The sequence below is a fragment of the Acinetobacter lactucae genome, assembly GCF_013122135.1.
GTDB classification, from domain to species: Bacteria; Pseudomonadota; Gammaproteobacteria; order Pseudomonadales; family Moraxellaceae; genus Acinetobacter; species Acinetobacter lactucae.
The window spans coordinates 1,647,499-1,669,918 of the sequence record NZ_CP053391.1; the positions used below are offsets into that span (position 1 = coordinate 1,647,499).

Below are 22,420 nucleotides of genomic sequence, written 5' to 3' on the forward strand. Positions count from 1 at the left end.
GTTGTTGAAAGCTCTTTATACTAGCGCTAAATTAAATTTGTTAAATACATTCTTGAATAAATAAGTAAGGTAGATCATATGATTAACGATCTGAAAAAAGACAGCGAACAGCGTATGTTAAAAACTCTTGATTCTTTGGAACAAGGGTTTGCTAAAGTTCGTACCGGCCGTGCGCACCCATCAATTTTAAATGGTGTGATGGTTCCTTACTACGGTTCTGATGTGCCTTTAAACCAAGTAGCAAACGTAGGTATTGAAGACTCTCGTACACTTCTTGTTCAACCATTTGAACGTACAATGGTATCTGCTATTGATAAGGCAATCCGTGAAAGTGATCTTGGTTTAAACCCGATTACAGCAGATGCGATTCGTGTACCTTTACCAGCATTAACTGAAGAAACACGTCGTGATATGCAAAAAGTTGCACGTAGTGAAGCTGAAAATGCAAAAGTTGCGATTCGTAATATTCGTCGTGATGTTTTAGGTGATATTAAAGCATTATTAAAAGAGAAAGAAATTTCTGAAGATGATGAGCGCCGTGCAGGTGAAGATATCCAGAAAATCACTGATAAATATGTTGCAGAAGTAGACAAGCGTCTTGCAGCGAAAGAAGCAGAATTGATGAAGGTCTAATTTTATGACCGATTCAGAAGAGTATCATCTTCCTAAGCATGTTGCCATCATCATGGATGGCAACAATCGCTTTGCAAAAAAAAATCAAATGCAAAAAGGTGATGGGCATCGAGAGGGTAAAAATGTTCTTGATCCTATCGTTGAACATTGTAAAAAAACTGGTATTCGCGCTTTAACAGTTTTTGCATTTTCAAGTGAAAACTGGAATCGACCACAATTTGAAGTCGATCTGCTTATGAAACTTCTTGAAGAAACTATTCATGAGCAAATACCTCGCATGAAGAAATTTAATATTGCTTTGCGTTTTATAGGTGATCGTTCACGATTACCCTCACACTTAGTTGCCTTAATGGAAGATGCAGAGCAACAAACAGCACATCACGACACTATGACCTTAACTATTGCCGTGAGCTATGGTGGGATGTGGGATATTGCAAATGCAGCAAAACAAGTTGCTGAAGCAGTTTCCCGTGGAGAATTTGGTGCTGATCAAATAAATGTTGATTTGTTCGAAAAATATGTCAGTCTAAACGATCTGCCAGCTGTGGACTTATTGATCCGTACAGGTGGAGATTATCGCATATCTAATTTCTTGTTATGGCAAGCAGCATATGCGGAACTGTATTTTACTGATACTTTATGGCCAGAATTTACAGTACAAGAATTCGATCATGCATTGAATGTTTTTTCAGGACGTGAGCGTCGGTTTGGCAAAACATCTGAACAAATTCAGCAAGAGAAAATAGAGAACTTATAATGTTAGAGCGGATTGTTACCGCATTGGTACTTGTTGCAGTTGTTTTAGGCTGTATGTTTGCTACGCAATCACATTATCCAATGTTGGTTCTTATGATTGTGGCAGCAGGGGTTGCGGGGTATGAATGGTATAAATTAATGCCTCGTGAAACTGTAAATGCTGTAAAGCCTAAAGCTTGGTGCTACGGTCTGCTTGTTGCATTCGTTTCAGGCGTTGCGCTATTTTTTCATGATATTGCATTACTGTTGTGGTCTGCTTCAATTTTAACTTGGCTTGTGAGCGTTTATTGGGTCAAATCTTTTCCTGAGTTTGATGGTTGGTATAACGCGACCTTGTATGTAATTGGCATAATTTTAGTCTGTGCTGCAGTAACTTCAATTTTTGTCGTGTGGCAAAGTTCACCATGGTGGTTAATGTATCTGTTCTTACTCGTGTGGGGTGCAGATAGTGGTGCTTACTTTGTTGGTCGCAAATTTGGTAAAAGAAAACTGGCTCCAACCGTAAGTCCGAACAAATCGGTAGAGGGTTTGTATGGTGGTATTATCACGACCATACTGGTAATGTTGGTTGTGCAATACCAATATCTAAATTTAACTTTAATTCAGCAAATCCTGTTTCTTATATTGTCACTGATTACAGTATTCGGTTCAGTTTTAGGTGATTTATTTGAGTCGATGATTAAACGTCGTGCTGGTATTAAAGATTCTGGACGTGTACTACCTGGTCATGGTGGTGTTTTAGATCGTATTGATTCTTTACTTGCTGCAGCCCCGATCTTTGCAACGGGAATGTATATATTAAAACTTATTGGTGTAGATTTATAAATGACACAATCTGTTTGCATATTGGGTGTAACCGGTTCCATTGGGCAAAGTACCTTAAAAATTTTAAATCAACATCCTGATAAGTATTCAGTATTTGCAATTTCAGCTCATAGTCGAATTTTTGAATTGGTTGATATATGTAAACAATTTCAACCAAAAGTTGTAGTTGTTCCAAAGCAAAAAGTTGACGAATTAGCAGCTTTATTTGCAAAAAATGAATTACAAAATATTGAAATTTTGACTGATCAGGAAGGGCTAGTAAGTATCGCATCTCATCCAGATGTTGATGTAGTTATGGCTGCAATTGTTGGAGCAGCTGGTTTATTACCAACATTAGCGGCTGTAAAAGCTGGTAAACGCGTATTGCTTGCTAATAAAGAAGCTTTGGTCATGTCTGGTGAAATCATGATGCAAGCAGCACGTGATCATCAGGCATTATTATTACCGGTAGATTCAGAACACAACGCTATTTTTCAATCATTACCTCATAATTATTTAGAGGCTGAAAGAAGTGGACAACCGCAACAGGGTGTATCAAGAATCTTATTGACCGCTTCAGGTGGACCATTTTTAAACCATTCGTTAGAACAATTAGAAAAAGTTACTCCTGCACAGGCCTGTAAGCATCCCAATTGGTCTATGGGACAGAAAATCTCAGTTGACTCAGCTACTCTTATGAATAAAGGGTTAGAGTTGATCGAGGCATGTCATTTGTTTTCAATATCTGAACATTTTGTTACAGTTGTTGTTCATCCACAAAGTATTATTCATTCTATGGTGCAATATGTTGACGGTTCAACATTGGCTCAAATGGGTAATCCAGACATGTGTACACCGATTGCCCATGCATTAGCATGGCCAGAGCGTTTACAGACTAATGTTCCTGCTTTAGATTTATTTGAATATTCTCAGCTTAATTTTCAAGCACCGGATATTCAGAAATTTCCAGCACTTGATTTAGCCCGTCAGGCAATGCGTGCGGGAGGGCTGGCACCTACTATTTTAAATGCTGCAAATGAGGTTGCCGTTGCTGCATTTTTAAAGGAACAGATTGGATTTACAAATATCCCACAAGTGGTAGAGCATACTTTGCAAAAATTGGAAAACTCAGTTGCTGATAATATCGAGTCTATTTTGAATAAAGATGAAGTAGCACGACATGTAGCACAGCAGTATATATCAAGTATAGGAGGCTGAAATGAGCGCATTATTTATGATTGCAGCAGCAGCTCTCTTGCTCGGTCCATTAATTGCAATTCATGAGTTCGGTCATTATTGGGTGGCACGAAAACTTGGTGTTAAGGTTCTAGTTTATTCTATTGGTTTTGGTCCGACATTACTTAAGTGGACATCAAAAAAATCTGGAATTAAGTACCAACTTTCAGCTTTGCCTTTAGGCGGTTATGTAAAAATGCTTGATGAGCGCGAAGGTAATGTTGCAGAGCAAGATTTACCTTATGCATTTAACCGTCAAAAACCATGGAAGCGTATAGCAATTGTTGCGGCTGGACCTTTAATTAACTTGATTTTTGCTGTTTTACTTTTTTGGATTTTATTTTTACCAGCACAGGAACAACTAAATACAAGAGTGGGTAAGGTTGTACCCAACTCGCCAGCTGCTACAGCTCAACTACAAGTAGGTGACAAGATTATTGCTGTTGACGGAAAGGAAACGCAAACTTGGGAAAAACTTAACTTTGCTTTGATTGACCGTGTAGGTGAAACTGGTAGCTTGAATATCGATGTAGATCGTGCAGGTACTGAGAAAAATATTGTTTTACCGATTAAAGATTTTTTAAAAAACCAAAATGAATCAGCTTTAGATGTGTTAGGTTTTTTACCATATCGTCCCATTATTCCGGCTGTTGTAACTGAGTTGACTGCAGATGGAGCAGCAATTCGACAAGGTATGAAAGTCGGTGATCATATTGTTTCGATTAATGGACAACCGATGAAAGACTGGTTTGATGTTGTAGAAGTCGTACAGCACTCACCAGAAAAGTTACTTAATATTGATGTGTTGCGTAATGGTCAACTCGTTCATTTGCAAGTCATGCCTCAAGGAAAGCGTGACAATATGGGGCAAGTGAGTGGGGTTTTAGGCGTAAAAAGCGATGCAGGAAAAATTACAATTCCTGACGAATATAAGCAAACAATTCAATATACTCCATTACAAGCTTTCCAGATGTCGCTAGATAAGACTGGCCAAATCTCTAGCATGATATTGAGTTCGATAGTAAAAATGGTTAAGGGTTTAATTGGCTTAGAGAATCTTTCTGGACCAATTACAATCGCGAAAGTAGCGGGACAAAGTGCAGAAATGGGATGGCAGACTTTTATCTCATTTATGGCTTTAATGAGTGTAAGTCTTGGAATTTTAAATTTATTGCCAATTCCAATGCTTGATGGTGGACATCTCGTTTATTACATTATTGAAGCTATTCGTGGGAAGCCTGTTTCTGAACAAATACAAATGTTTGGTCTAAAAATTGGTATGGTACTGCTCGGTAGTATGATGCTTTTAGCTTTATTTAACGATTTTATGCGTTTGTAAACGTATATGGATTTATAACTTACTGGAAAAACTGGCATGCGGCACACACATTTTTTAATGCCTTTGGCACTTGTTAGCGCTATGGCAGCGGTACAACAAGCATATGCAGCTGATGATTTCGTTGTTCGAGATATTCGTATAGATGGTTTGGTCCGTCTTACTCCTGCAAATGTTTCTACCATGTTGCCAATCAACAGTGGCGATCGCGTTAATGAACCGATGATCGCAGAAGCAATTCGAATATTGTATGCCACTGGACTTTTTGACGATATTAAAGCATCACGAGATAACGATACTTTAGTTTTTAATGTTGTAGAGCGCCCAATTATTTCAAAACTTGAATTTAAGGGTAACAAACTTATTCCTAAAGAGGCTTTAGAGCAAGGCCTCAAAAAAATGGGAATTGCTGAAGGCGAAGTTTTTAAGAAGTCAGCTTTACAAACAATTGAAACTGAATTAGAGCAGCAATATACTCAACAAGGCCGTTATGATGCTGATGTAACTGTTGATACTATAGCTCGTCCAAATAACCGTGTTGAACTTAAATTAAATTTTAATGAAGGTACGGCTGCTAAAGTTTTTAATATCAATATTATTGGTAATACTGTTTTTAAAGACAGTGAAATTAAACAAGCTTTTGCAGTTAAAGAAAGTGGTTGGGCGTCTGTTGTAACTCGTAATGACCGTTATGCTAGAGAGAAAATGGCAGCGAGCCTTGAAGCTTTGCGTGCGATGTATCTGAATAAAGGTTATATCAATTTTCATATCAATAACTCACAGCTTAATATTAGTGAAGATAAAAAGAATATCTTTATTGAAGTTGCTGTAGAGGAAGGTAGTCAGTTCAAGTTTGGTCAAACCAAATTCTTAGGTGACGCACTTTATAAACCTGAAGAGCTGCAAGCTTTAAAAATCTATAAAGATGGCGATACTTATTCTCAAGAAAAAGTAAACGCTGTTAAACAATTGTTATTGCGTAAATATGGTAATGCTGGTTATTACTTTGCCGATGTGAACGTTGTTCCGCAAATTAATAACGAAACAGGCGTTGTTGACCTAAATTATTATGTAAACCCAGGTCAGCAAGTGACCGTACGTCGTATTAACTTTACAGGTAATAGTAAAACTGCTGATGAAGTTTTACGTCGTGAAATGCGTCAAATGGAAGGCGCTTTAGCAAGTAATGAAAAAATTGATTTATCTAAAGTCCGTTTAGAACGTACAGGATTCTTTAAGACAGTTGATATCAAACCAGCTCGTATCCCAAATTCACCAGATCAAGTGGACTTAAACGTAAATGTTGAGGAACAACACTCGGGAACTACAACCTTAGCTGTAGGTTACTCACAAAGTGGTGGTATCACCTTCCAGGCAGGTTTAAGCCAAACTAACTTCATGGGAACAGGTAATCGTGTTTCGATTGATTTATCTCGTTCTGAAACTCAAGACTACTATAACTTAAGCGTTACCGACCCTTACTTCACTATTGATGGGGTAAGCCGTGGTTATAACGTTTACTATCGTAAAACGAAACTAAATGATGACTATAACGTTAACAACTATGTTACGGATAGTTTCGGTGGTAGTTTAAGTTTTGGCTATCCAATTGATGAAAACCAAAGTCTAAGTGCCTCTTTAGGTATTGATAATACTAAAGTAACGACTGGCCCTTATGTTTCTACATATGTACGTGACTACTTGTTAGCAAATGGCGGTAAGGCAACAGGTAAAGAGAGTTATTGTCCAATAGATCAGCAAGATCCTGTAAAAGATGAACAGGGTAATATTATCGAAATCAAGTGTAAGACTGATCCAATAACTTATGACAACGCTTTTGAAGGTGAGTTCTTTACTTACAACTTAAATTTAGGTTGGTCATATAACACATTAAACCGTCCAATTTTCCCTACATCAGGGATGTCTCATCGAGTAGGCTTAGAAATTGGTTTACCTGGTAGTGATGTCGACTATCAAAAAGCGACTTATGATGCTCAAGCATTCTTCCCAATCGGTAGTACAGGTTTTGTATTACGTGGCTATGGTAAGCTTGGCTATGGTAATGATTTGCCGTTCTATAAAAACTTCTATGCGGGTGGTTATGGTTCTGTTCGTGGTTATGATAACAGCACCTTGGGGCCGAAATATTCAAGCGTGAATTTACAAGAAGAGCAAAAAAATGATGGTTCTCCTGAAGAAGTGGGTGGTAATGCTTTAGTCCAGTTTGGTACAGAGCTTGCTTTACCATTACCGTTTAAAGGAGATTGGACTCGTCAAGTGAGACCAGTTATTTTTGCTGAAGGCGGTCAAGTATTTGACACCAAGTGCGACGTTGGTTCTTATTCTATGATTATGAATGGGCAGCAAATCGCAGATGCTAAAAAATACTGTGAAGATAACTACGGTTTTGATTTAGGCAACATGCGTTATAGCGTAGGCGTGGGCTTCACATGGATCACTATGATTGGGCCGTTATCTCTTAGCTATGCATTCCCGTTAAATGATAAGCCTGGTGACGAAACTAAAGAGATTCAGTTTGAAATCGGTCGTACTTTCTAAGTACGACTTGACTAAACAATGAAATAAGGACACAAATCAAGATGAAAAAATTAAATATATTAATGTTAGGGTTAGGCCTTACACTTTCTGCTATGACTAATGCAGCTGGTTATGGTGTTATTGATCTTGCTAAAGTTGTTGAAAGCAGTACTTATTTAAAACAACAAAATGCAAGTTTAAATCAATCAGTTAAACCAACAACAACTCGCCTTGAGCAGTTGGGTAAAGAGTTAGAAGGTCTTCAGCGTCAAGCTCAAACTCAAGGACAAAAAATGAAAGAAGACGATATTAAAAAGCTTCAAACTCAATATCAGTCAAAATTAAATGAATTTAATTCAACTCAACAAGGTTTGCAGTCTAAGGTTCAAACTAGTTTGCAAGGAATGAACTCAACTTTTGAGACACGTGTGAAGCAAGCAGCTGAACAATTACGAAAAGAAAATAATCTTGACTTCATTTTGAATAAAAATTCGACCGTTGCCTATGACGCTAAATATGATTTAACTGATAAAATGATACAAAAGGTTAATTCAATGAAATAAATTAATGAAAGTGCAACATTATCGTTTAGATGAACTAGCTCACCTAGTTAATGGTGAGTTAGTTGGTACGGGTAGTCTTCAATTTATAAACTTAGCAAGTTTAGAAAATGCTGAACCTTCTCATATTACTTTTGTGAATGGCGAAAAGTATATTGATCAAGCAAAGGCTAGCCGTGCGGGTGCGTACATTGTTACAAACTCTATTAAAGAACAGCTTACTGATAAACAAAATTTTATTATTGTTGATAATCCTTATTTAGCTTTTGCCATCCTTACCCATGCCTTTGATAAAAAGGTCACATCACTAGGTATTGAAAGTACTGCTCAAATTCATCCTTCTGCAATTATTTCTGAAAAAGCATATATTGGCCATTACGTTGTCATTGGTGAAAATTGTGTAGTAGGAGAGAACACGATTATTCAGTCTCATACTCGTCTGGATGATAATGTAGAAATTGGCAAGGATTGTTTTATTGATTCTCATGTCACCATTACTGGTGGAACTAAATTACTAGATCGTGTTCGAGTTCATGCAAGCACTGTAATTGGTGGTGAAGGTTTTGGCTTTGCACCATATCAAGGCAAATGGCATCGTATTGCACAATTAGGTTCAGTTATCATTGGTAATGATGTCCGCATTGGTTCAAATTGTAGTATTGATCGAGGTGCTTTAGATAATACAATTTTGGAAGATGGGGTAATTATTGATAACCTTGTGCAAATTGCACATAACGTTCATATTGGCTCAAATACTGCTATTGCTGCTAAATGTGGAATTGCAGGAAGTACTAAAATTGGCAAAAACTGTATTCTTGCAGGCGCCTGCGGTGTGTCTGGTCACCTTTCAATCACTGATAATGTGACTTTAACTGGAATGTCAATGGTCACAAAAAATATTTCTGAATCTGGTACCTATTCTTCAGGAATTGGATTATTTGAAAATAATCATTGGAAAAAGACGATTGTACGCTTGCGACAATTAGCAGATGTGCCATTGACCCAAATCACTAAACGACTTGATCATATACAAGCTCAAATAGAGTCTCTTGAATCAACTTTTAATTTGCGTAAATAGAATATTATGACCGAGTCAACTACACCTAAATTTGCCATCCCTGAATTACCAATGCAGATTCAAACGATTCGTCAATATTTGCCGCATCGTTACCCATTCTTATTGGTTGATCGTGTGACTGAAGTAACTGACAATAGTATTGTTGGTTATAAAAATGTTTCTATCAATGAAGAATTCCTACAAGGACATTTCCCAGAATATCCGATTATGCCTGGTGTTCTAATTGTAGAGGCATTAGCTCAAGTTTCGGGCGTTCTAGGTTTTATTATGAACAATGAGACGCCAAAACCAGGTTCTTTATTCCTCTTTGCTGGTGCAGAAAAGGTTAGATTTAAAAAACAAGTAGTTGCGGGCGACCAACTTGTATTAAAATCTGAATTAGTAATGCAAAAACGCGGTATCTACAAATATAACTGTACGGCTACCGTTGACGGTATTGTAGCAACAACCGCTGAAATTATGATTTCACACCAAAAAACAGAGCAGGCATGAGCAATCACGATTTAATTCATTCTACGGCCATTATTGATCCATCTGCAGTGATTGCCCCAGATGTCCAGATTGGACCTTATTGTATTATTGGTCCAAATGTGACGATTGGCGCTGGTACTAAATTACATTCACATGTTGTAGTTGGTGGTTTTACCAAAATTGGTCAAAATAATGAGATTTTCCAGTTTGCAAGTGTTGGTGAAGTTTGCCAAGACTTGAAATATCAAGGTGAAGAAACTTGGTTAGAGATTGGAGATCATAATTTAATTCGTGAGCATTGCAGTTTACATAGAGGAACTGTACAAGATCATGCTTTAACTAAAATAGGTAGTCATAACTTATTGATGGTTAATACGCATATTGCACATGATTGTGTTGTTGGTGATCATAATATTTTTGCAAATAATGTCGGTGTTGCTGGACACGTACATATCGGTGATCATGTCATTATTGGTGGTAATTCAGGAATTCATCAATTCTGTAAAATCGATTCTTACAGTATGGTCGGTGGAGCATCTTTAATCTTAAAAGATGTACCAGCTTATGTTATGGCGTCTGGTAATCCAGCACATGCGTTTGGTATCAATATTGAAGGTATGCGCCGAAAGGGTTGGTCTAAAGATACAATTCAAGGTCTTAGAGAGGCTTATAAATTGATTTTTAAATCAGGCCTGACTTCTGTTCAAGCTGTTGAGCAGATTAAAAATGATATTCTTCCGAATGTTCCAGAAGCTCAATTATTAATTGACTCTGTTGAGCAATCAGAACGTGGTATTGTGCGTTAAGCAAAGATATTCAAAAAAACACCGCATATTGCGGTGTTTTTTTTCTTAAAAACCTTATTTATTAAAGAATTTGGCTTCTTCAGATTTTGGATACTGGCTTAAGATCTTAGCTTTGTATTGGTTTGCTGAAACAGTATTTTTATCGACATCTTTAGCAATGCTGTATAGTTGATAAAGCGCGCGAGGAGCTTTACTTGAGTTTGGATATTGAGTAGCGACCACATTATAGTTCTTTTTAGCTTCATTATAATTCACCGGATCAGTTGCTAAATTAAACTCGGCTAACCAAAAATAGGCATTACCTGTATAGACGCTATTAGGATGATTTTTGATAAAGTTCTGCATTGGAGCAATCGCTTTTTTTGCTCCACCTTGTTTATAGGCATCTAAAGCAACAGTATAAGCTGCTTTTTCAAGTTCTACAGGGTTCGATTGATTTTGCGTAGCAGACGGTGAAGCTGGTTGTGTTACTTGCGTTTGTGGCTGGGAAGTAACTTGACTTGTAGAAGCTATAGCACTTGCTGCTTTATTGTCGGTAGGTGGAACTTCTGAGCTGCCAGTAGCTGTAGCATCACTATTTGCTGTATTGTCTGGTGTTGCACTTTCTGGATCTACTTTTTGATTAAGTAATTCCAAACGCTGGTCTAAATCAGTATAGCGATTAGCTAAATCTTTTTTCAATTGTTCAATATCGTTTGATTGTTCTTCTAACTGTCCGCGTAAGGCGCGTATATCATTTTCTAATTGTTGATTTTTTTGCATCAATTCCCAATTTAAATTACTAGGAACCGAAGCATTATTAGATGAAGTAGTGGTTGAGCTGCCGCCACTTTGACTTAAACCGCGCGATTCAATTGGAATATTGGCATAGAGAGAAGTAGTGCTCATTAAGGCAATAAATAATAAAGAATGCTTCATCAATCGCATGAGTATAGGTCCATAATTTTATGTAAAAGCTAACTTGAGAAGGGAATATATAAACTATTCACATTAGCTATTTAAGGTTTTAATTGATCATTGCAATTAAAACAGCTAACAATATAAATGCAAGAATAGTTTACAATCTTCAAGCATATTTTATTCAAAATAAGCATCAAGAAAGAATATCAGATAAGAGATTCTAGGAAGTTACGTATTTTTGCTGATGAATTAATCAATTGAAACATAAACTTGCTTAAAATTGAGAAGAAGGCTTGCAACTCTTTTAAAAATCTCTATACTCTGTTTTGCAATGGTAGCCCCGCTGGTGGCTTCGCAATTGTACTCTGTGAACCCCGCCAGGACCGGAAGGTAGCAACGGTAACAGATCTATGATGTGCCGAAGTTTTGCTAGTGGGGCTGCCACCATTCTTTAATCCACTTTCCGTTGGATTGCTTTAATAATTACATCTAAATCAAATCCTCTATACTGTAAAAATCTCATTTGTTTTGCTTTCAGTTTGGGATCTTTTTCTACTTCTTCACCAAACTTCTTCACTTTAAGCTGATAAGCCTGTTCTACCCAATCAATATTATGAATTTCGTCTGCAATTAAATCATTTTCGATTTGTTTTGTTTTTAAAGCTTGTTTAATACGTTTTGGGCCTTTACCTTTTCGAATTTGGCTAGCCAATGTTAGTTCTGCAACGCGTTGGTCGCTTTGATAGTTTTGTTCAGATAATTCTTCAACAAGTTGCTTAACCTCTTCTGGGTTTTGTGCATAACGATTTAATTTTTCGATAAGTTCTGCTTTTGAATAATCTCGACGAGTCAATAATGCGAAAGCATAGGAACGCAAACGCTGACCTGTAAGCAAAGCGCGTTGTTGAGACTGTTCTTCTGATCTTTTGAACATATTAAGATTTCCTTGTAAAAAACGCCCCGAAGGGCGTTTTTAAGACTAATGAGCGATAATGATTAAGACTCTAATAGAAGATCTTCTTCTTCCTCTTCGACCTGTACAGCGCCATTAGTACCCGTAGTTAATAGTTGTTCACGGATAACTTTTTCAATCTCTCCAGCCATTTGAGGGTTTTCTTCGAAGTGGCGGATAACGTTATTTTTACCTTGACCAATTTTATTGCCTTGATACGAATACCAAGCACCTGCTTTTTGCACGATATCTTGTTGTACAGCTAAATCTACCAGTTCGCCAAGCTGGTTTGTACCTTTACCGTATAAGATTTGGAAAATAGCTTCTTTGAAAGGAGGAGCCATTTTGTTTTTAACAACTTTAACTCGAGTTTCAGAGCCGATGATTTCATCACCTTCTTTGACTTGACCAATACGGCGGATATCTAAACGTACAGAAGCATAGAACTTCAATGCGTTACCACCAGTCGTAGTCTCAGGGCTACCAAACATTACACCAATTTTCATACGGATCTGGTTAATGAAAATAACCATACAGTTTGAGCGTTTAGCATTACCCGTAATTTTACGTAGTGCCTGACTCATTAAACGAGCTTGTAAGCCCATGTGAGAGTCGCCCATTTCGCCTTCAATTTCTGCTTTAGGAGTAAGTGCAGCAACTGAGTCGACAACGATTAAATCAATTGCGCCAGAGCGAACTAGCATGTCTGCAATTTCAAGAGCTTGTTCACCGTTGTCAGGTTGCGATACAAGTAGGTTGTCAATGTCTACACCGAGTTTACGTGCATATTGTGGATCTAATGCGTGCTCTGCATCGATAAATGCACAAGTACCACCAGCTTTTTGACATTGTGCAATCGCTTGGAGAGTCATTGTGGTTTTACCAGAAGATTCTGGACCATAAATCTCAACGATACGACCTTTCGGTAAACCGCCAATCCCCAATGCAATATCTAAAGTCAACGAACCTGTAGATACAGCTTCAACTGCTTGAACAGTGTTGTCACCGAGACGCATCACCGTATTTTTGCCAAATTGTTTCTCAATTTGACTTAGCGCGGCTTGTAATGCTTTGCTTTTATTCTCATCCATCTCAAAAACCTCAATACTCTAAGTTCATCACGTTTAACCCAAGTGGATGCATTGAATCTCAACTTGTTTCACAGGGCTAATAGTGACAGATTTTTTCTATAGCTTCTATGTGTTGTCTGTGTCTGTGCGACACAACTCGACGTTTTTATTCATCACCATACGACCAGTGTTGATCATTGTCCTGTTTAAACCGATTAATCTGTCTACGATCCTTTTTACTCGGTCTATGATCAGGTCGAGCAAGATTATGCAATTTTCGTTGGGATGCAATCAACTCCCGTCTGGCAATACTTACTTCTGTTTCTTCATAAAGTTGCTGGGCAACTGATGCTGGACCACGTGTGTTCGAAAGTGCTTTTATTACAACGGTTTTTTTATCAAAACCTTGTTGAATAATAAGTTCCATTCCAACACGAATTTCTTTGGAAACTTTTACACGCTCATTATTGTGATGTACTTTACCTCCTTCGATCGCAGCTTTAGCAATTGAACGAGTTTTAAAAAAACGAGCAGCCCATAACCATTTGTCGACACGCATGGTCTCTACAGCATCGTTTTCAAGCAATTTTGACATCATTATCCTTTCTATCAATTTGATTCAATATAGACAGCAATTCAGTTAGTCGATCTAGCGCTTTATATTCTAAATCTTCATACTTTCTTACATCCTTTAGACTTGAGGGCTGCAAGATAGTAAACAAGTGCTTGATACCAAATTTTTCCGCTGTTTTTAGTACAGGAGCTGTATCATCAATAAAAATTGTTGAGTCTGGATCGAAAGGATGCAATTTTTGGAGCTCTTTCCAAAAATGAATATTTTCTTTTGCATAACCAATTTGTTCACTCGATACGATTACGTCAAAGAAGTGTTCAATTGCAACATTATTGAGCTTTAACCGTAAGCTTGCACGGTCAGCATTTGTAACTAACCAACAATTATATTCTTGTTCTTTCAGTTCCTGCAGAAGCTCAATACAACCAGAGCGAGCTTGAATTTTTGTCTGAAACTCTTGCTGTAATCTGAGTACATCAATGCCTACAGTTTTAGTCCAATAAGCTGATGAATACCAAACAAGTGTATGTCTATGTGATTGATAAAACTGATAGAGTGTTTTTTGGCTCTGGGCGAGTGGGAGTTGATGTATCTCTGCATGTCGCTTAGGAAGGCATTCATTCCAAATAAAATCATCAAAAGCGAGATCTAATAGCGTACCATCCATGTCAAACATTACGATTTTAGACATATCTAAATATCTCCAAAATCATTTAAAGCAAATTTTTTAAGACACATCTACCATATATCCTTTTTAAAATCATTAATTAAAGAAACTTCGAGATATAAAATTAATTTAAAACTCCACCCCTTAATTCTTTCAAAAGGTGTTTTGATTAATGTGATGGGTAGGAGGATAAATGATTTGAAAATTATAGCGTGTAATTTTGCAAAACAGGTAACAATAATAAGAGCTTTTTTAATGGATAAATTTTCCTATATTTGAAGTAAAAATAGTGAGGTAAAGTTTTATAATTAAGAAATCTTAAAAGTCATCTATATTTATGGTTAATTTTGCTTACATAGGATACGTATTGACATACATTTTATAAATTGAAGGATACTTGTTTAAAGTTATATTTAAAATTACCCCTAATAAGAAATTAGAGAAAGCAATGAAAATTGGATTTATTGGCGGAGCCAATGACGGTATTGTAATCAATGCTGCCGATGGCCTTGATACTTATAAGCTTGAATGGCACTACAAAGCAGAAAAGCACTGTGAATCGCAGCCAACATTAGGGCTTAATGGGCCTGAGTATGATTACTACAACCTATTAATACTTAGAAAAAATAAAGAGGCTAAACTCTTTTATGTACTTACTACAATGGGAAAAGATGATATCGCAAGTAAAATCCATGAGTATTGGGAATGCTCTACATCTGTTGGTTATGATTTCGATGATTAAGAAAATATTTATTAATAACTTAAAGTTTTAACTTTAATCAAAAATTAAATGAAGAGCTTGTAATTTCATATAACACATGTGCTTTTAATTGGTGATGGAGAGGAACTTTGGGATGATCAAAGTTTTTAACTTTTTGCATTCAAAGTCTTTTCATGACAGCTTGAGAGGGTGTATTTATGTTAGCGGTAAATGAAACGATTTTATCTAAATTCAGTACATTAAAACCATAGTCTAAAGCCGCTTTTGCTCCTTCAGTTGCATACCCTTGTTTCCAGAATTCTTTTGCAAGTCGCCACCCAATTTCCACACATGGAGAGAAGTCAAATTGTTCAGGTTGGCTATGTAAACCAATAAACCCGATAAATTGATGGGCTTCTTTTAATTCTACTGCCCAGAAGCCCCAACCATTTTCATTAATGAGAGATGAAATTTTTTGGATTAAATTATGGCTTTCTTGAGGTGTTAATAGATTTGGGAAAAATTGCATAACATCTTGATCTAAGCCCATTGTTATAAAAGGCTCGACATCACTTTCTTTCCACTGTCTTAAAATTAAGCGCTGAGTTTCGATCATGAGATAGCTCTTTAATTGAAAATGAAGGTGTCAAAGTGGTTTTTGTACAATCTTTTGTAAAATGATCTTGGAATTAATGCTCACAACACCTTTTATTTTATTTAAGGTATTAATGACGAAATGAGAAAAAGAACTCAAATCTTTGGTCGCAACGTGTAAAACATAATTAGATTCGCCAGTAATAATATATGCATTAATGACTTCATCAAAATTTTTGATCTGACTTAAAAAGAAGTTGTGATCATTTTCTGTGAGTTGGGCAAGTTTTATTTCGACGATTGCCTCAATTTTTATGCCTAGTTTTTCATAATTAACTTTTGCTTGATATTTTTCAATTACACCATTGCTTTCTAAAATTTTAACTCGCCTATGACAAGCTGAAGCCGAAAGGTTAACGAGATCGGCCAGTTCTTGGTTACTTAACCGAGCATTATCTTGTAAATACTTCAGAATTTTTAGGTCGATTGCATCTACATTCATTTTCGAATTTCATCCATGTTTTTTAATTTTAATTCGAATTTTATACGAAAATAGCAAATTTTAATCAAATATTATCGAATAAATCCAAAGAATTGGCGTGATAAAATTCAAATACAAAGGAAATGTTGAAAATAGGTGAAATAACAAATGATTACTCACGAACAATGCCTCTATTGGGATCAGGAAGATGAACTCAAAAAGTTTAAAGACGAATTTGCACTACCAGAAAATATCATTTATTTAGATGGTAATTCTTTGGGTGCAAGACCAAAAAAATCATTAGAGGTTGCTCAGCACATTATTGCAAAAGAGTGGGGTGAGGACCTCATTAATAGTTGGAATAAAGCAGATTGGTGGGGACTACCGACTAGACTCGGAGATAAAGTCGCGCAGCTTATCGGTGCTGAAAAAGGTGAAGTCGTTATTTCAGACTCAACGACCCTAAATTTATTCAAAGTTTTATCAGCAGCGGTAAAAATTCAAGCTGAAAAATTTCCGGAACGTAAAATTATTGTTGCAGAAAAAGATGCCTTTCCAACCGATATTTATATTATTGAAGGCTTTATAGACTTGATTCATCAGGGCTATCAAATTGAATTGATTGATGGTGCGGATGATTTATCTCGTGTTTTAGCAAAAGATGTGGCGGTAGTTGTTCTTTCTCATGTGAATTATCGGACTGGATATTTCTATGATATGGAATTTATTAATCAACAAATTCACGCTAAAGATGCTTTGATTATTTGGGATTTATGTCACTCAGTTGGTGCGGTGCCTATGGATCTTAATCAGAGTAATAGTGATTTTGCCATCGGTTGTACTTACAAATACTTAAACGGCGGCCCAGGTTCTCCAGCATTGTTATGGGTAAATCGAAAGCATCGTGATCAGTTCTGGCAACCTTTATCAGGCTGGTGGGGGCATAAAAAACCATTTGATATGGCTCAGCACTATGAACCAGCTAACAGCATTCGTCGTTATTTGTGTGGAACTCAACCTATCATTTCGATGAGTCTAATCGAATGTGGTATCGATATTTTCTTACAAGCTGATATGCAACAAATACGCGAGAAATCACTCAAATTAACTGATTTGTTTATTCAACTTGTTCAACAAGAATGTGCTCAGTTTGCCTTTGAACTCATTACTCCTTTAAACCATAAATATCGTGGCAGTCATGTCAGTTATAAACATGAGTTTGGCTATGAAATTATTCAGGCGCTTATTGCTCGTGGTGTGATTGGGGATTACCGAGAGCCAGAAGTATTACGTTTTGGAATTACACCTTTATATCTAGGATTTGAAGATATCTGGAATGCCGTACAACAACTTAAGCAAATTATGCTGAATAGTGAATGGAAAAATGATCGTTATCTAGTGCGCAGTGAAGTGACCTGATATTTAGGTCTATATCAGAAGAATGGCTAGGAGGGCTTATGAGCAGTTTTGATGAAATACAAAATCGAGAAGCGGGTTTACATAAAAAATTATCTGCAAAACAGATGGGAATGATTGCAATTGGTGGAGCGATTGGTACAGGGCTGTTCATGGGAAGCAAGTTTGCAATCAGCTTTGCTGGTCCCGCTGTCATTGTGAGTTATGCCATTGGCGGCTTAATCGCATTTGCTATTATGGCTTGTTTGGCTGAGATGACAGTTCAGCATCCTACATCAGGCTCATTTGGAGCATATGCTGAGCATTATGTAAGTCCACTTGCGGGATTTTTAGTCCGTTATTGTTATTGGGCATGTATTGTCTTAGCGGTTGGTACAGAAATTACAGCGGTTGCTGACTATATGAAATTATGGTTTCCAGAGGTAGGTTCTTGGGTCTGGATTGCCTTTTTCTCCCTAACTTTACTTGTTGTTAATGCATATAGCGTTAAAGCTTTTGGATTGGTTGAATATTGGTTTTCGACCATAAAAGTCTTTGCAATTATTGTATTTATTCTTTTAGCAATTGGTATTTTGACTCAAAGTCATGGAGGAGCAGTTCAGGTTGTTTCTAATTTAACCGAGCATGGGGGCTTTTTCCCTCATGGTTTTAGTGGAGTCTGGATTGGGGTAATCATTTCAATATTTAGCTATTTAAGTATTGAAATGATCGCTGTAGCAGCGGGTGAGGCTAAAGATCCGGAAAGAGCGGTTAGGAAAGCTTTTAAAAGTACTGCAATTCGCTTAATCCTATTTTACTTACTGTCTTTATTTCTCATAGTGGCACTTGTGCCTTGGACAACTTTAATTGGAGCAGACGCGACTAGTCCTTTTGTGATGGTGATGAAAATTGTAGGTATTCCATATGCAGATAGTATTTTAAATTTTATTGTAATTGTCGCGGCCTTATCAGCCATGAATAGTATGCTGTATATCTCAACACGTATGCTATTTAGCTTGTCACGAGCAGGTGATGCACCAAAACTATTTGGTCGTATTAGTCACAATGGCGTACCAATTAATGCGTTGTTATTGTCAGCTGTTGGTATTGGTATCGCGAGTATTGTTTATACCATTAATCCGAGCTCTGCTTTCCCGATCATGATTGCTTTATCTATGTTTGGTGCGTTGTTCACTTGGGGCAGTATTTTTGTTACCCATATGTGTTTTAGAAGGCACATGGCACGGAAAGGACAGAAATTAAAATTTAAGGTTCCAGCGATCCAATTAATTTCACTGTTGGGATTAATCGCAATTTTAAGTATCACAGTCACCACATGGTTTACCAATGAATTCAAGTCAACTCTACAGTTTGGAGTGCCATTAGTTGTTGTGCTTACGTTTTTCTATTTTTTAAAACGCTCGTCAACCAAGCTTGCTTTAAATGCTCATGAAGAATCGTTGAAGTGAGTGACCTATGCGACCATATGATAATGCTAGAACTGTGGCCAATGAATATGAAATATTGGCAGAATTTAAAAGAACAAGCTTATTGAGCTATCAAGAATTTACTCATATTGAAGATATCCAATATGGTACGCACTCACGGTCAACTTTAGATTTATTCCCATTAAAGCAAGCCAAAAAGACAGTTATTTTTATTCATGGTGGATATTGGCAATGGTGTGATAAATCAGATTTTGCATTCATCGTACCGTATGTTCTAGCAAAAGGAGTCCAGTGTGTTCTTTTAGAATATGATTTGGCACCACAAAGCAAAATTTCAGATATTTTTTCTCAAGTTAATCAAGCTCTCGATTTTATTCGAGAGCAAGACTGGAGAACCGATGAGGTTGTTCTGGTTGGGCATTCGGCAGGAGCACATCTGGCTGCTTTGTCATTAGGCCATCCAATCATCTCTGAGATGGTGTTGTTAAGTGGAATTTATGATTTGGAGCCTATAAAAAGCACCCATTTAAATCAGGCTCTCAATCTTTCAAGTGAAGATATCTTAAAATACAGTCCTGTTCATCAGTCAAAACGAATTACTGCTCCATGTTCAATTTTATGTGGCGAACTTGAGCTCGAAGAGCTGAAATGGCAAAGCCAAAATTATTTTGAAATGAAGAAAAGACAAGATCAGGATTTTGTTTGTTTCAAGCTTATTCCTGAAATTAACCATTATTCTATTTTAAAGCATTACTTTAATAATCTTTTAAATTAAGTGTTTGAAATGGAATGTAATTGAGTAAAGATAACATATTAAACTTATTAGAAGATAAAATGTGAGATAAATCACAACTCAACCTAATTTTTATAAAAATTAAGTATCCTTATTGACCTGACTATAGAACTTAATTAGATTAAAAAGATAGTGCTTTCTCACTAAGCGGCAAAATGTTTAGCTGTTGTTTAGTTGAGTTTCAAGTCCGTAGCTTCCCAAGATGCGGACTTTTTTATTTGATTTTTAAAAACAATAAGATAAATCGAATTTTGTTCTTGGATATGGCGGTAATATCTATTTAATGATTAATATGAGTTAATCACATAGCCCTCTGCCAAATAAGAAACAAACTAGTATTTGCTTTTCATTATTTAACTGGAATTATCATTTAATTAATAGATCATATAAAATATATTTTACCAAACTAACAAAGAGTGAGATTACACTCGGAACTTCATGAATTTGTCATATAGGTTAGATAAATTAAAAACAGAAAAATAAAAGAGAGAAGGCTATAGCACATAATTTAATAATATATAGCATCTGTAAATAAATGGTTTAGTCGGCTCTTATGAGTTGGCTTTTTTATTTTTAAAGGAGTGTTAATGAAAGTACAGTATTTTGAAGGAGGCATGTATAAACATATGTGTCCTGCTTGCGGATATCTTCATTATATTCCTGTACATTATCCTTTCTCTAACGGCAACCAATGGTTTTTTAATGGTAACTTGGAAAAACCGACATTTGATCCCATCATAAGTATAAATGAATATTGTAATTACTTTATTAAAGATGGCTTTATCGAATATAGCGTTAATTGTAGGCATCATTTAGCTGGTTGTAAGGTTGAGCTACCAGAATTAAAATTAAAAAACTATAGAGCATAATTGATTTTGGTAATTGTTAATTATAAATATTTAAAAAACTGTCCATTCGTTAATTAACAGGTATTTATGTAATATATCTTTACGTATTTGATACTGAACATATATAGTTTAAAAAATTGTAAATCTCTTTTAGTTGAAGGCTATATTAAAATTTGCAAAAATTTTTATAACTTACTGTTTTATATTTTTATTTATGGATATCTGGAAATTTTTAAAAAGCTTTAATACGACAGGAACATATCTCATTATTTCTACATTTATATTATTTTTAATGATTATATATTTTTACATTATACATCCCAACTAAAATAAATTATAGATAAAGTAAGATAATTATTTATTTCAAAATTTTTGATGTATTAATTTCTTTGAATTGGTTCTCACTTTTAATTGAAAAAAGATAATAGCATTGTGTGGACCCAAGTTTTATGAAAACATGACGTGGTCATAATATATGGAGAACATAATAAAAACTCCTTTCCAAAAATTTTAATCCCTAAATATAAAGACTGTACCGATCATAACAATGATGTCTGAAGTAAAAGATATGGAGATTTTCTATGAAGTTTGGCCAAATTTCGATTTTTCTTTTAGCAATAGCGCTAAGCCATTTAACCTATGCTGCACCGGTTACAACAAATTCTGTATTAAGCTCGTCTGGAGCAAAAGGAATTATTAAAAATCAATACATTGTTATCCTTAATAAGGATGTGGGGTCTTCTAATGAGTTTGCACAAGGTATTGCTAAACAACATGGGGGAAAGGTATTACAGGTTTATGATACTGTACTAAAGGGATTTGCTGTTTACCTTCCTGAGGCGGCAGGTAGTGCTTTCGTTGAAGCAATGAATAAAAATCCAAATGTCCTTTCAGTAGAAAATGACACAGTCATGAAAATTGATGCGACTACCCAAAGCAATCCAGATTGGGGACTAGATCGTATTGACCAAAAAACCTTACCTTTAAATTCATCCTATTCGTACTTACAAACAGGTTCAGGCACAACAGCTTATATTGTTGATACAGGGATATTGTCTACACATCAACAGTTCTCTGGACGGGTATTAAGTGGCTATACCGCAATATCTGATGGAAATGGTACAAGCGACTGTCATGGTCATGGTACACATGTAGCAGGAACAGTTGGTGGTAGTACTTATGGGGTTGCCAAGAATGTAAGCTTAGTGCCTATTCGGATTTTAGGGTGTGATGGTTCTGGTGCTTCGAGTAATGTGATTGCTGGTTTAGATTGGATATTGAAAAATGGTAAAAAGCCTGCTGTCGTGAATATGTCATTAGGAGGTGATGTAAGCACATCTTTAGATAGTGCGGTAGACAACTTATTTAATAATGGTTACGTGATGGTTGTGGCTGCAGGAAACTCGAATACAGATGCGTGTAGTTCTTCTCCTGCCAGAGTAAGTAAAGCGATTACTGTTGCTGCTACAGATAATACAGATACTCGAGCCAGTTATTCTAATTATGGAAGCTGTGTTGATATTTTTGCGCCCGGAAGCCAGATTAACTCTTCTTGGATTGGAAGTAATACAGCAACTAAGGTTCTAAATGGCACCTCAATGGCTACCCCACATGCTGCAGGTGTAGTTGCCCAAATGTTGCAAAGTACACCTACCGCAACCCCTCAGACAATCTCGAATAATCTTTTAAACCAAGCAAGTAATAATGTAGTAAAAAATCCTTCAGGTAGCCCAAATCGGTTGCTATATAAATCTCCTCAGTAAAAGCAGTTATTTAAATT

The 22,420-nt window shown here is 36.3% G+C and carries 22 protein-coding genes, 1 other RNA gene and 1 pseudogene; 17 read left to right on the forward strand and 7 right to left on the reverse strand.

Annotated features, from left to right (window positions below; all coding sequences use genetic code 11):
• The first annotated feature begins 78 nt into the window (after positions 1-78).
• The 10 genes from frr to lpxA are packed head-to-tail and all read left to right on the forward strand — an operon-like array spanning position 79 to position 10,218.
• Entirely contained in the window at positions 79-633 is a 555-nt protein-coding gene (gene frr, locus HLV59_RS07635; protein ID WP_016145650.1) for a ribosome recycling factor, read from the forward strand.
• 4 nt (positions 634-637) lie between these two features.
• Positions 638-1,390 (forward strand): polyprenyl diphosphate synthase, encoded by a 753-nt coding sequence (uppS, locus tag HLV59_RS07640; protein WP_016140730.1) that lies wholly within the window; start codon positions 638-640, stop codon positions 1,388-1,390.
• Positions 1,390-2,214 carry a phosphatidate cytidylyltransferase gene (locus tag HLV59_RS07645; RefSeq protein ID WP_016145648.1) on the forward strand — a complete coding sequence of 275 codons (825 nt, stop codon included), beginning with the start codon at positions 1,390-1,392 and terminating at the stop codon, positions 2,212-2,214. Before uppS ends, HLV59_RS07645 begins: the two co-directional genes overlap by 1 nt.
• Positions 2,215-3,411, forward strand: coding sequence for a 1-deoxy-D-xylulose-5-phosphate reductoisomerase (gene ispC / locus HLV59_RS07650; RefSeq protein WP_130119315.1), 1,197 nt, complete (start codon positions 2,215-2,217; stop codon positions 3,409-3,411).
• A 1-nt stretch (position 3,412) separates the two neighbouring features.
• Positions 3,413-4,768, forward strand: coding sequence for an RIP metalloprotease RseP (gene rseP / locus HLV59_RS07655; protein WP_171429671.1), 1,356 nt, complete (start codon positions 3,413-3,415; stop codon positions 4,766-4,768).
• Positions 4,769-4,804: 36 nt separating this feature from the next.
• Positions 4,805-7,324 (forward strand): outer membrane protein assembly factor BamA, encoded by a 2,520-nt coding sequence (gene bamA, locus HLV59_RS07660; protein ID WP_171429672.1) that lies wholly within the window; start codon positions 4,805-4,807, stop codon positions 7,322-7,324.
• 41 nt (positions 7,325-7,365) lie between these two features.
• Positions 7,366-7,866 (forward strand): OmpH family outer membrane protein, encoded by a 501-nt coding sequence (locus HLV59_RS07665; RefSeq protein WP_151748214.1) that lies wholly within the window; start codon positions 7,366-7,368, stop codon positions 7,864-7,866.
• Positions 7,867-7,870: 4 nt separating this feature from the next.
• Positions 7,871-8,941 carry a UDP-3-O-(3-hydroxymyristoyl)glucosamine N-acyltransferase gene (lpxD, locus tag HLV59_RS07670; RefSeq protein WP_171429673.1) on the forward strand — a complete coding sequence of 357 codons (1,071 nt, stop codon included), beginning with the start codon at positions 7,871-7,873 and terminating at the stop codon, positions 8,939-8,941.
• Between the two features lie 6 nt (positions 8,942-8,947).
• Entirely contained in the window at positions 8,948-9,433 is a 486-nt protein-coding gene (gene fabZ / locus HLV59_RS07675) for a 3-hydroxyacyl-ACP dehydratase FabZ (RefSeq protein WP_002115603.1), read from the forward strand.
• On the forward strand, positions 9,430-10,218 hold the full coding sequence (gene lpxA, locus HLV59_RS07680) for an acyl-ACP--UDP-N-acetylglucosamine O-acyltransferase (protein WP_031948565.1): 789 nt from the start codon (positions 9,430-9,432) through the stop codon (positions 10,216-10,218). The genes fabZ and lpxA overlap by 4 nt, the downstream gene beginning before the upstream one ends.
• A 54-nt stretch (positions 10,219-10,272) precedes the next feature.
• Here lpxA and HLV59_RS07685 read toward each other — a convergent pair whose 3' ends face one another.
• Positions 10,273-11,145: a YbgF trimerization domain-containing protein gene (locus HLV59_RS07685; RefSeq protein ID WP_062848653.1), complete on the reverse strand. Its 873-nt coding sequence runs from the start codon at positions 11,143-11,145 to the stop codon at positions 10,273-10,275.
• A 314-nt stretch (positions 11,146-11,459) separates the two neighbouring features.
• Here HLV59_RS07685 and ffs point away from each other — a divergent pair.
• An RNA gene (gene ffs / locus HLV59_RS07690) (signal recognition particle sRNA small type) lies at positions 11,460-11,556 on the forward strand.
• A gap of 13 nt (positions 11,557-11,569) precedes the next feature.
• Here the strand turns inward: ffs and HLV59_RS07695 are convergent.
• The 4 genes from HLV59_RS07695 to HLV59_RS07710 form a co-directional block, all read right to left on the reverse strand.
• Positions 11,570-12,052: a regulatory protein RecX gene (locus HLV59_RS07695; RefSeq protein ID WP_171429674.1), complete on the reverse strand. Its 483-nt coding sequence runs from the start codon at positions 12,050-12,052 to the stop codon at positions 11,570-11,572.
• 62 nt (positions 12,053-12,114) lie between these two features.
• Complete coding sequence (gene recA / locus HLV59_RS07700) at positions 12,115-13,161, reverse strand: recombinase RecA (protein WP_016140739.1); 1,047 nt, start codon at positions 13,159-13,161, stop codon at positions 12,115-12,117.
• 145 nt (positions 13,162-13,306) lie between these two features.
• Positions 13,307-13,735: an RNA-binding S4 domain-containing protein gene (locus HLV59_RS07705; protein WP_171429675.1), complete on the reverse strand. Its 429-nt coding sequence runs from the start codon at positions 13,733-13,735 to the stop codon at positions 13,307-13,309.
• Complete coding sequence (locus HLV59_RS07710) at positions 13,719-14,405, reverse strand: HAD-IA family hydrolase (RefSeq protein ID WP_171429676.1); 687 nt, start codon at positions 14,403-14,405, stop codon at positions 13,719-13,721. Before HLV59_RS07710 ends, HLV59_RS07705 begins: the two co-directional genes overlap by 17 nt.
• Before the next feature lie 424 nt (positions 14,406-14,829).
• Here HLV59_RS07710 and HLV59_RS07715 point away from each other — a divergent pair, with 424 nt between their 5' ends.
• Positions 14,830-15,123: a hypothetical protein gene (locus HLV59_RS07715; protein ID WP_025465974.1), complete on the forward strand. Its 294-nt coding sequence runs from the start codon at positions 14,830-14,832 to the stop codon at positions 15,121-15,123.
• 37 nt (positions 15,124-15,160) lie between these two features.
• On the opposite strand, the pseudogene HLV59_RS07720 reads toward HLV59_RS07715, so the two are convergent.
• A pseudogene (locus HLV59_RS07720) lies at positions 15,161-15,697 on the reverse strand (GNAT family N-acetyltransferase).
• Positions 15,698-15,727: 30 nt separating this feature from the next.
• Entirely contained in the window at positions 15,728-16,177 is a 450-nt protein-coding gene (gene gigD, locus HLV59_RS07725; protein ID WP_004791887.1) for an Lrp/AsnC family transcriptional regulator GigD, read from the reverse strand.
• Positions 16,178-16,324: 147 nt separating this feature from the next.
• Between gigD and kynU the strand changes: the two genes are divergently transcribed.
• The 5 genes from kynU to HLV59_RS07750 all read left to right on the forward strand — a co-directional run bounded on the left by kynU (position 16,325) and on the right by HLV59_RS07750 (position 22,403).
• Positions 16,325-17,575, forward strand: coding sequence for a kynureninase (kynU, locus tag HLV59_RS07730; protein WP_171429677.1), 1,251 nt, complete (start codon positions 16,325-16,327; stop codon positions 17,573-17,575).
• A gap of 38 nt (positions 17,576-17,613) precedes the next feature.
• Complete coding sequence (locus HLV59_RS07735; protein ID WP_171429678.1) at positions 17,614-19,020, forward strand: amino acid permease; 1,407 nt, start codon at positions 17,614-17,616, stop codon at positions 19,018-19,020.
• Positions 19,021-19,027: 7 nt separating this feature from the next.
• Positions 19,028-19,774, forward strand: coding sequence for an alpha/beta hydrolase (locus tag HLV59_RS07740; RefSeq protein WP_171429679.1), 747 nt, complete (start codon positions 19,028-19,030; stop codon positions 19,772-19,774).
• Between the two features lie 605 nt (positions 19,775-20,379).
• Complete coding sequence (locus HLV59_RS07745) at positions 20,380-20,661, forward strand: DUF6527 family protein (protein WP_125699297.1); 282 nt, start codon at positions 20,380-20,382, stop codon at positions 20,659-20,661.
• Between the two features lie 560 nt (positions 20,662-21,221).
• Complete coding sequence (locus HLV59_RS07750) at positions 21,222-22,403, forward strand: S8 family peptidase (protein ID WP_171429680.1); 1,182 nt, start codon at positions 21,222-21,224, stop codon at positions 22,401-22,403.
• Positions 22,404-22,420 lie beyond the last annotated feature (17 nt).

Excerpts from the sequence above, each read along its gene's own strand:
- ispC (WP_130119315.1), top strand. The coding sequence starts at position 2,215 with ATGACACAATCTGTTTGCATATTGGGTGTAACCGGTTCCATTGGGCAA.
- HLV59_RS07665 (WP_151748214.1), top strand. The coding sequence starts at position 7,366 with ATGAAAAAATTAAATATATTAATGTTAGGGTTAGGCCTTACACTTTCT.
- fabZ (WP_002115603.1), top strand. The coding sequence starts at position 8,948 with ATGACCGAGTCAACTACACCTAAATTTGCCATCCCTGAATTACCAATG.
- frr (WP_016145650.1), top strand. The coding sequence starts at position 79 with ATGATTAACGATCTGAAAAAAGACAGCGAACAGCGTATGTTAAAAACT.
- HLV59_RS07645 (WP_016145648.1), top strand. The coding sequence starts at position 1,390 with ATGTTAGAGCGGATTGTTACCGCATTGGTACTTGTTGCAGTTGTTTTA.
- HLV59_RS07685 (WP_062848653.1), bottom strand. The coding sequence starts at position 11,145 with ATGCGATTGATGAAGCATTCTTTATTATTTATTGCCTTAATGAGCACT.
- lpxD (WP_171429673.1), top strand. The coding sequence starts at position 7,871 with ATGAAAGTGCAACATTATCGTTTAGATGAACTAGCTCACCTAGTTAAT.
- rseP (WP_171429671.1), top strand. The coding sequence starts at position 3,413 with ATGAGCGCATTATTTATGATTGCAGCAGCAGCTCTCTTGCTCGGTCCA.
- HLV59_RS07745 (WP_125699297.1), top strand. The coding sequence starts at position 20,380 with ATGAAAGTACAGTATTTTGAAGGAGGCATGTATAAACATATGTGTCCT.
- gigD (WP_004791887.1), bottom strand. The coding sequence starts at position 16,177 with ATGAATGTAGATGCAATCGACCTAAAAATTCTGAAGTATTTACAAGAT.
- bamA (WP_171429672.1), top strand. The coding sequence starts at position 4,805 with ATGCGGCACACACATTTTTTAATGCCTTTGGCACTTGTTAGCGCTATG.
- HLV59_RS07750 (WP_171429680.1), top strand. The coding sequence starts at position 21,222 with ATGAAGTTTGGCCAAATTTCGATTTTTCTTTTAGCAATAGCGCTAAGC.
- HLV59_RS07705 (WP_171429675.1), bottom strand. The coding sequence starts at position 13,735 with ATGTCAAAATTGCTTGAAAACGATGCTGTAGAGACCATGCGTGTCGAC.
- HLV59_RS07715 (WP_025465974.1), top strand. The coding sequence starts at position 14,830 with ATGAAAATTGGATTTATTGGCGGAGCCAATGACGGTATTGTAATCAAT.
- HLV59_RS07710 (WP_171429676.1), bottom strand. The coding sequence starts at position 14,405 with ATGTCTAAAATCGTAATGTTTGACATGGATGGTACGCTATTAGATCTC.
- uppS (WP_016140730.1), top strand. The coding sequence starts at position 638 with ATGACCGATTCAGAAGAGTATCATCTTCCTAAGCATGTTGCCATCATC.
- kynU (WP_171429677.1), top strand. The coding sequence starts at position 16,325 with ATGATTACTCACGAACAATGCCTCTATTGGGATCAGGAAGATGAACTC.
- HLV59_RS07740 (WP_171429679.1), top strand. The coding sequence starts at position 19,028 with ATGCGACCATATGATAATGCTAGAACTGTGGCCAATGAATATGAAATA.
- recA (WP_016140739.1), bottom strand. The coding sequence starts at position 13,161 with ATGGATGAGAATAAAAGCAAAGCATTACAAGCCGCGCTAAGTCAAATT.
- HLV59_RS07735 (WP_171429678.1), top strand. The coding sequence starts at position 17,614 with ATGAGCAGTTTTGATGAAATACAAAATCGAGAAGCGGGTTTACATAAA.
- HLV59_RS07695 (WP_171429674.1), bottom strand. The coding sequence starts at position 12,052 with ATGTTCAAAAGATCAGAAGAACAGTCTCAACAACGCGCTTTGCTTACA.
- lpxA (WP_031948565.1), top strand. The coding sequence starts at position 9,430 with ATGAGCAATCACGATTTAATTCATTCTACGGCCATTATTGATCCATCT.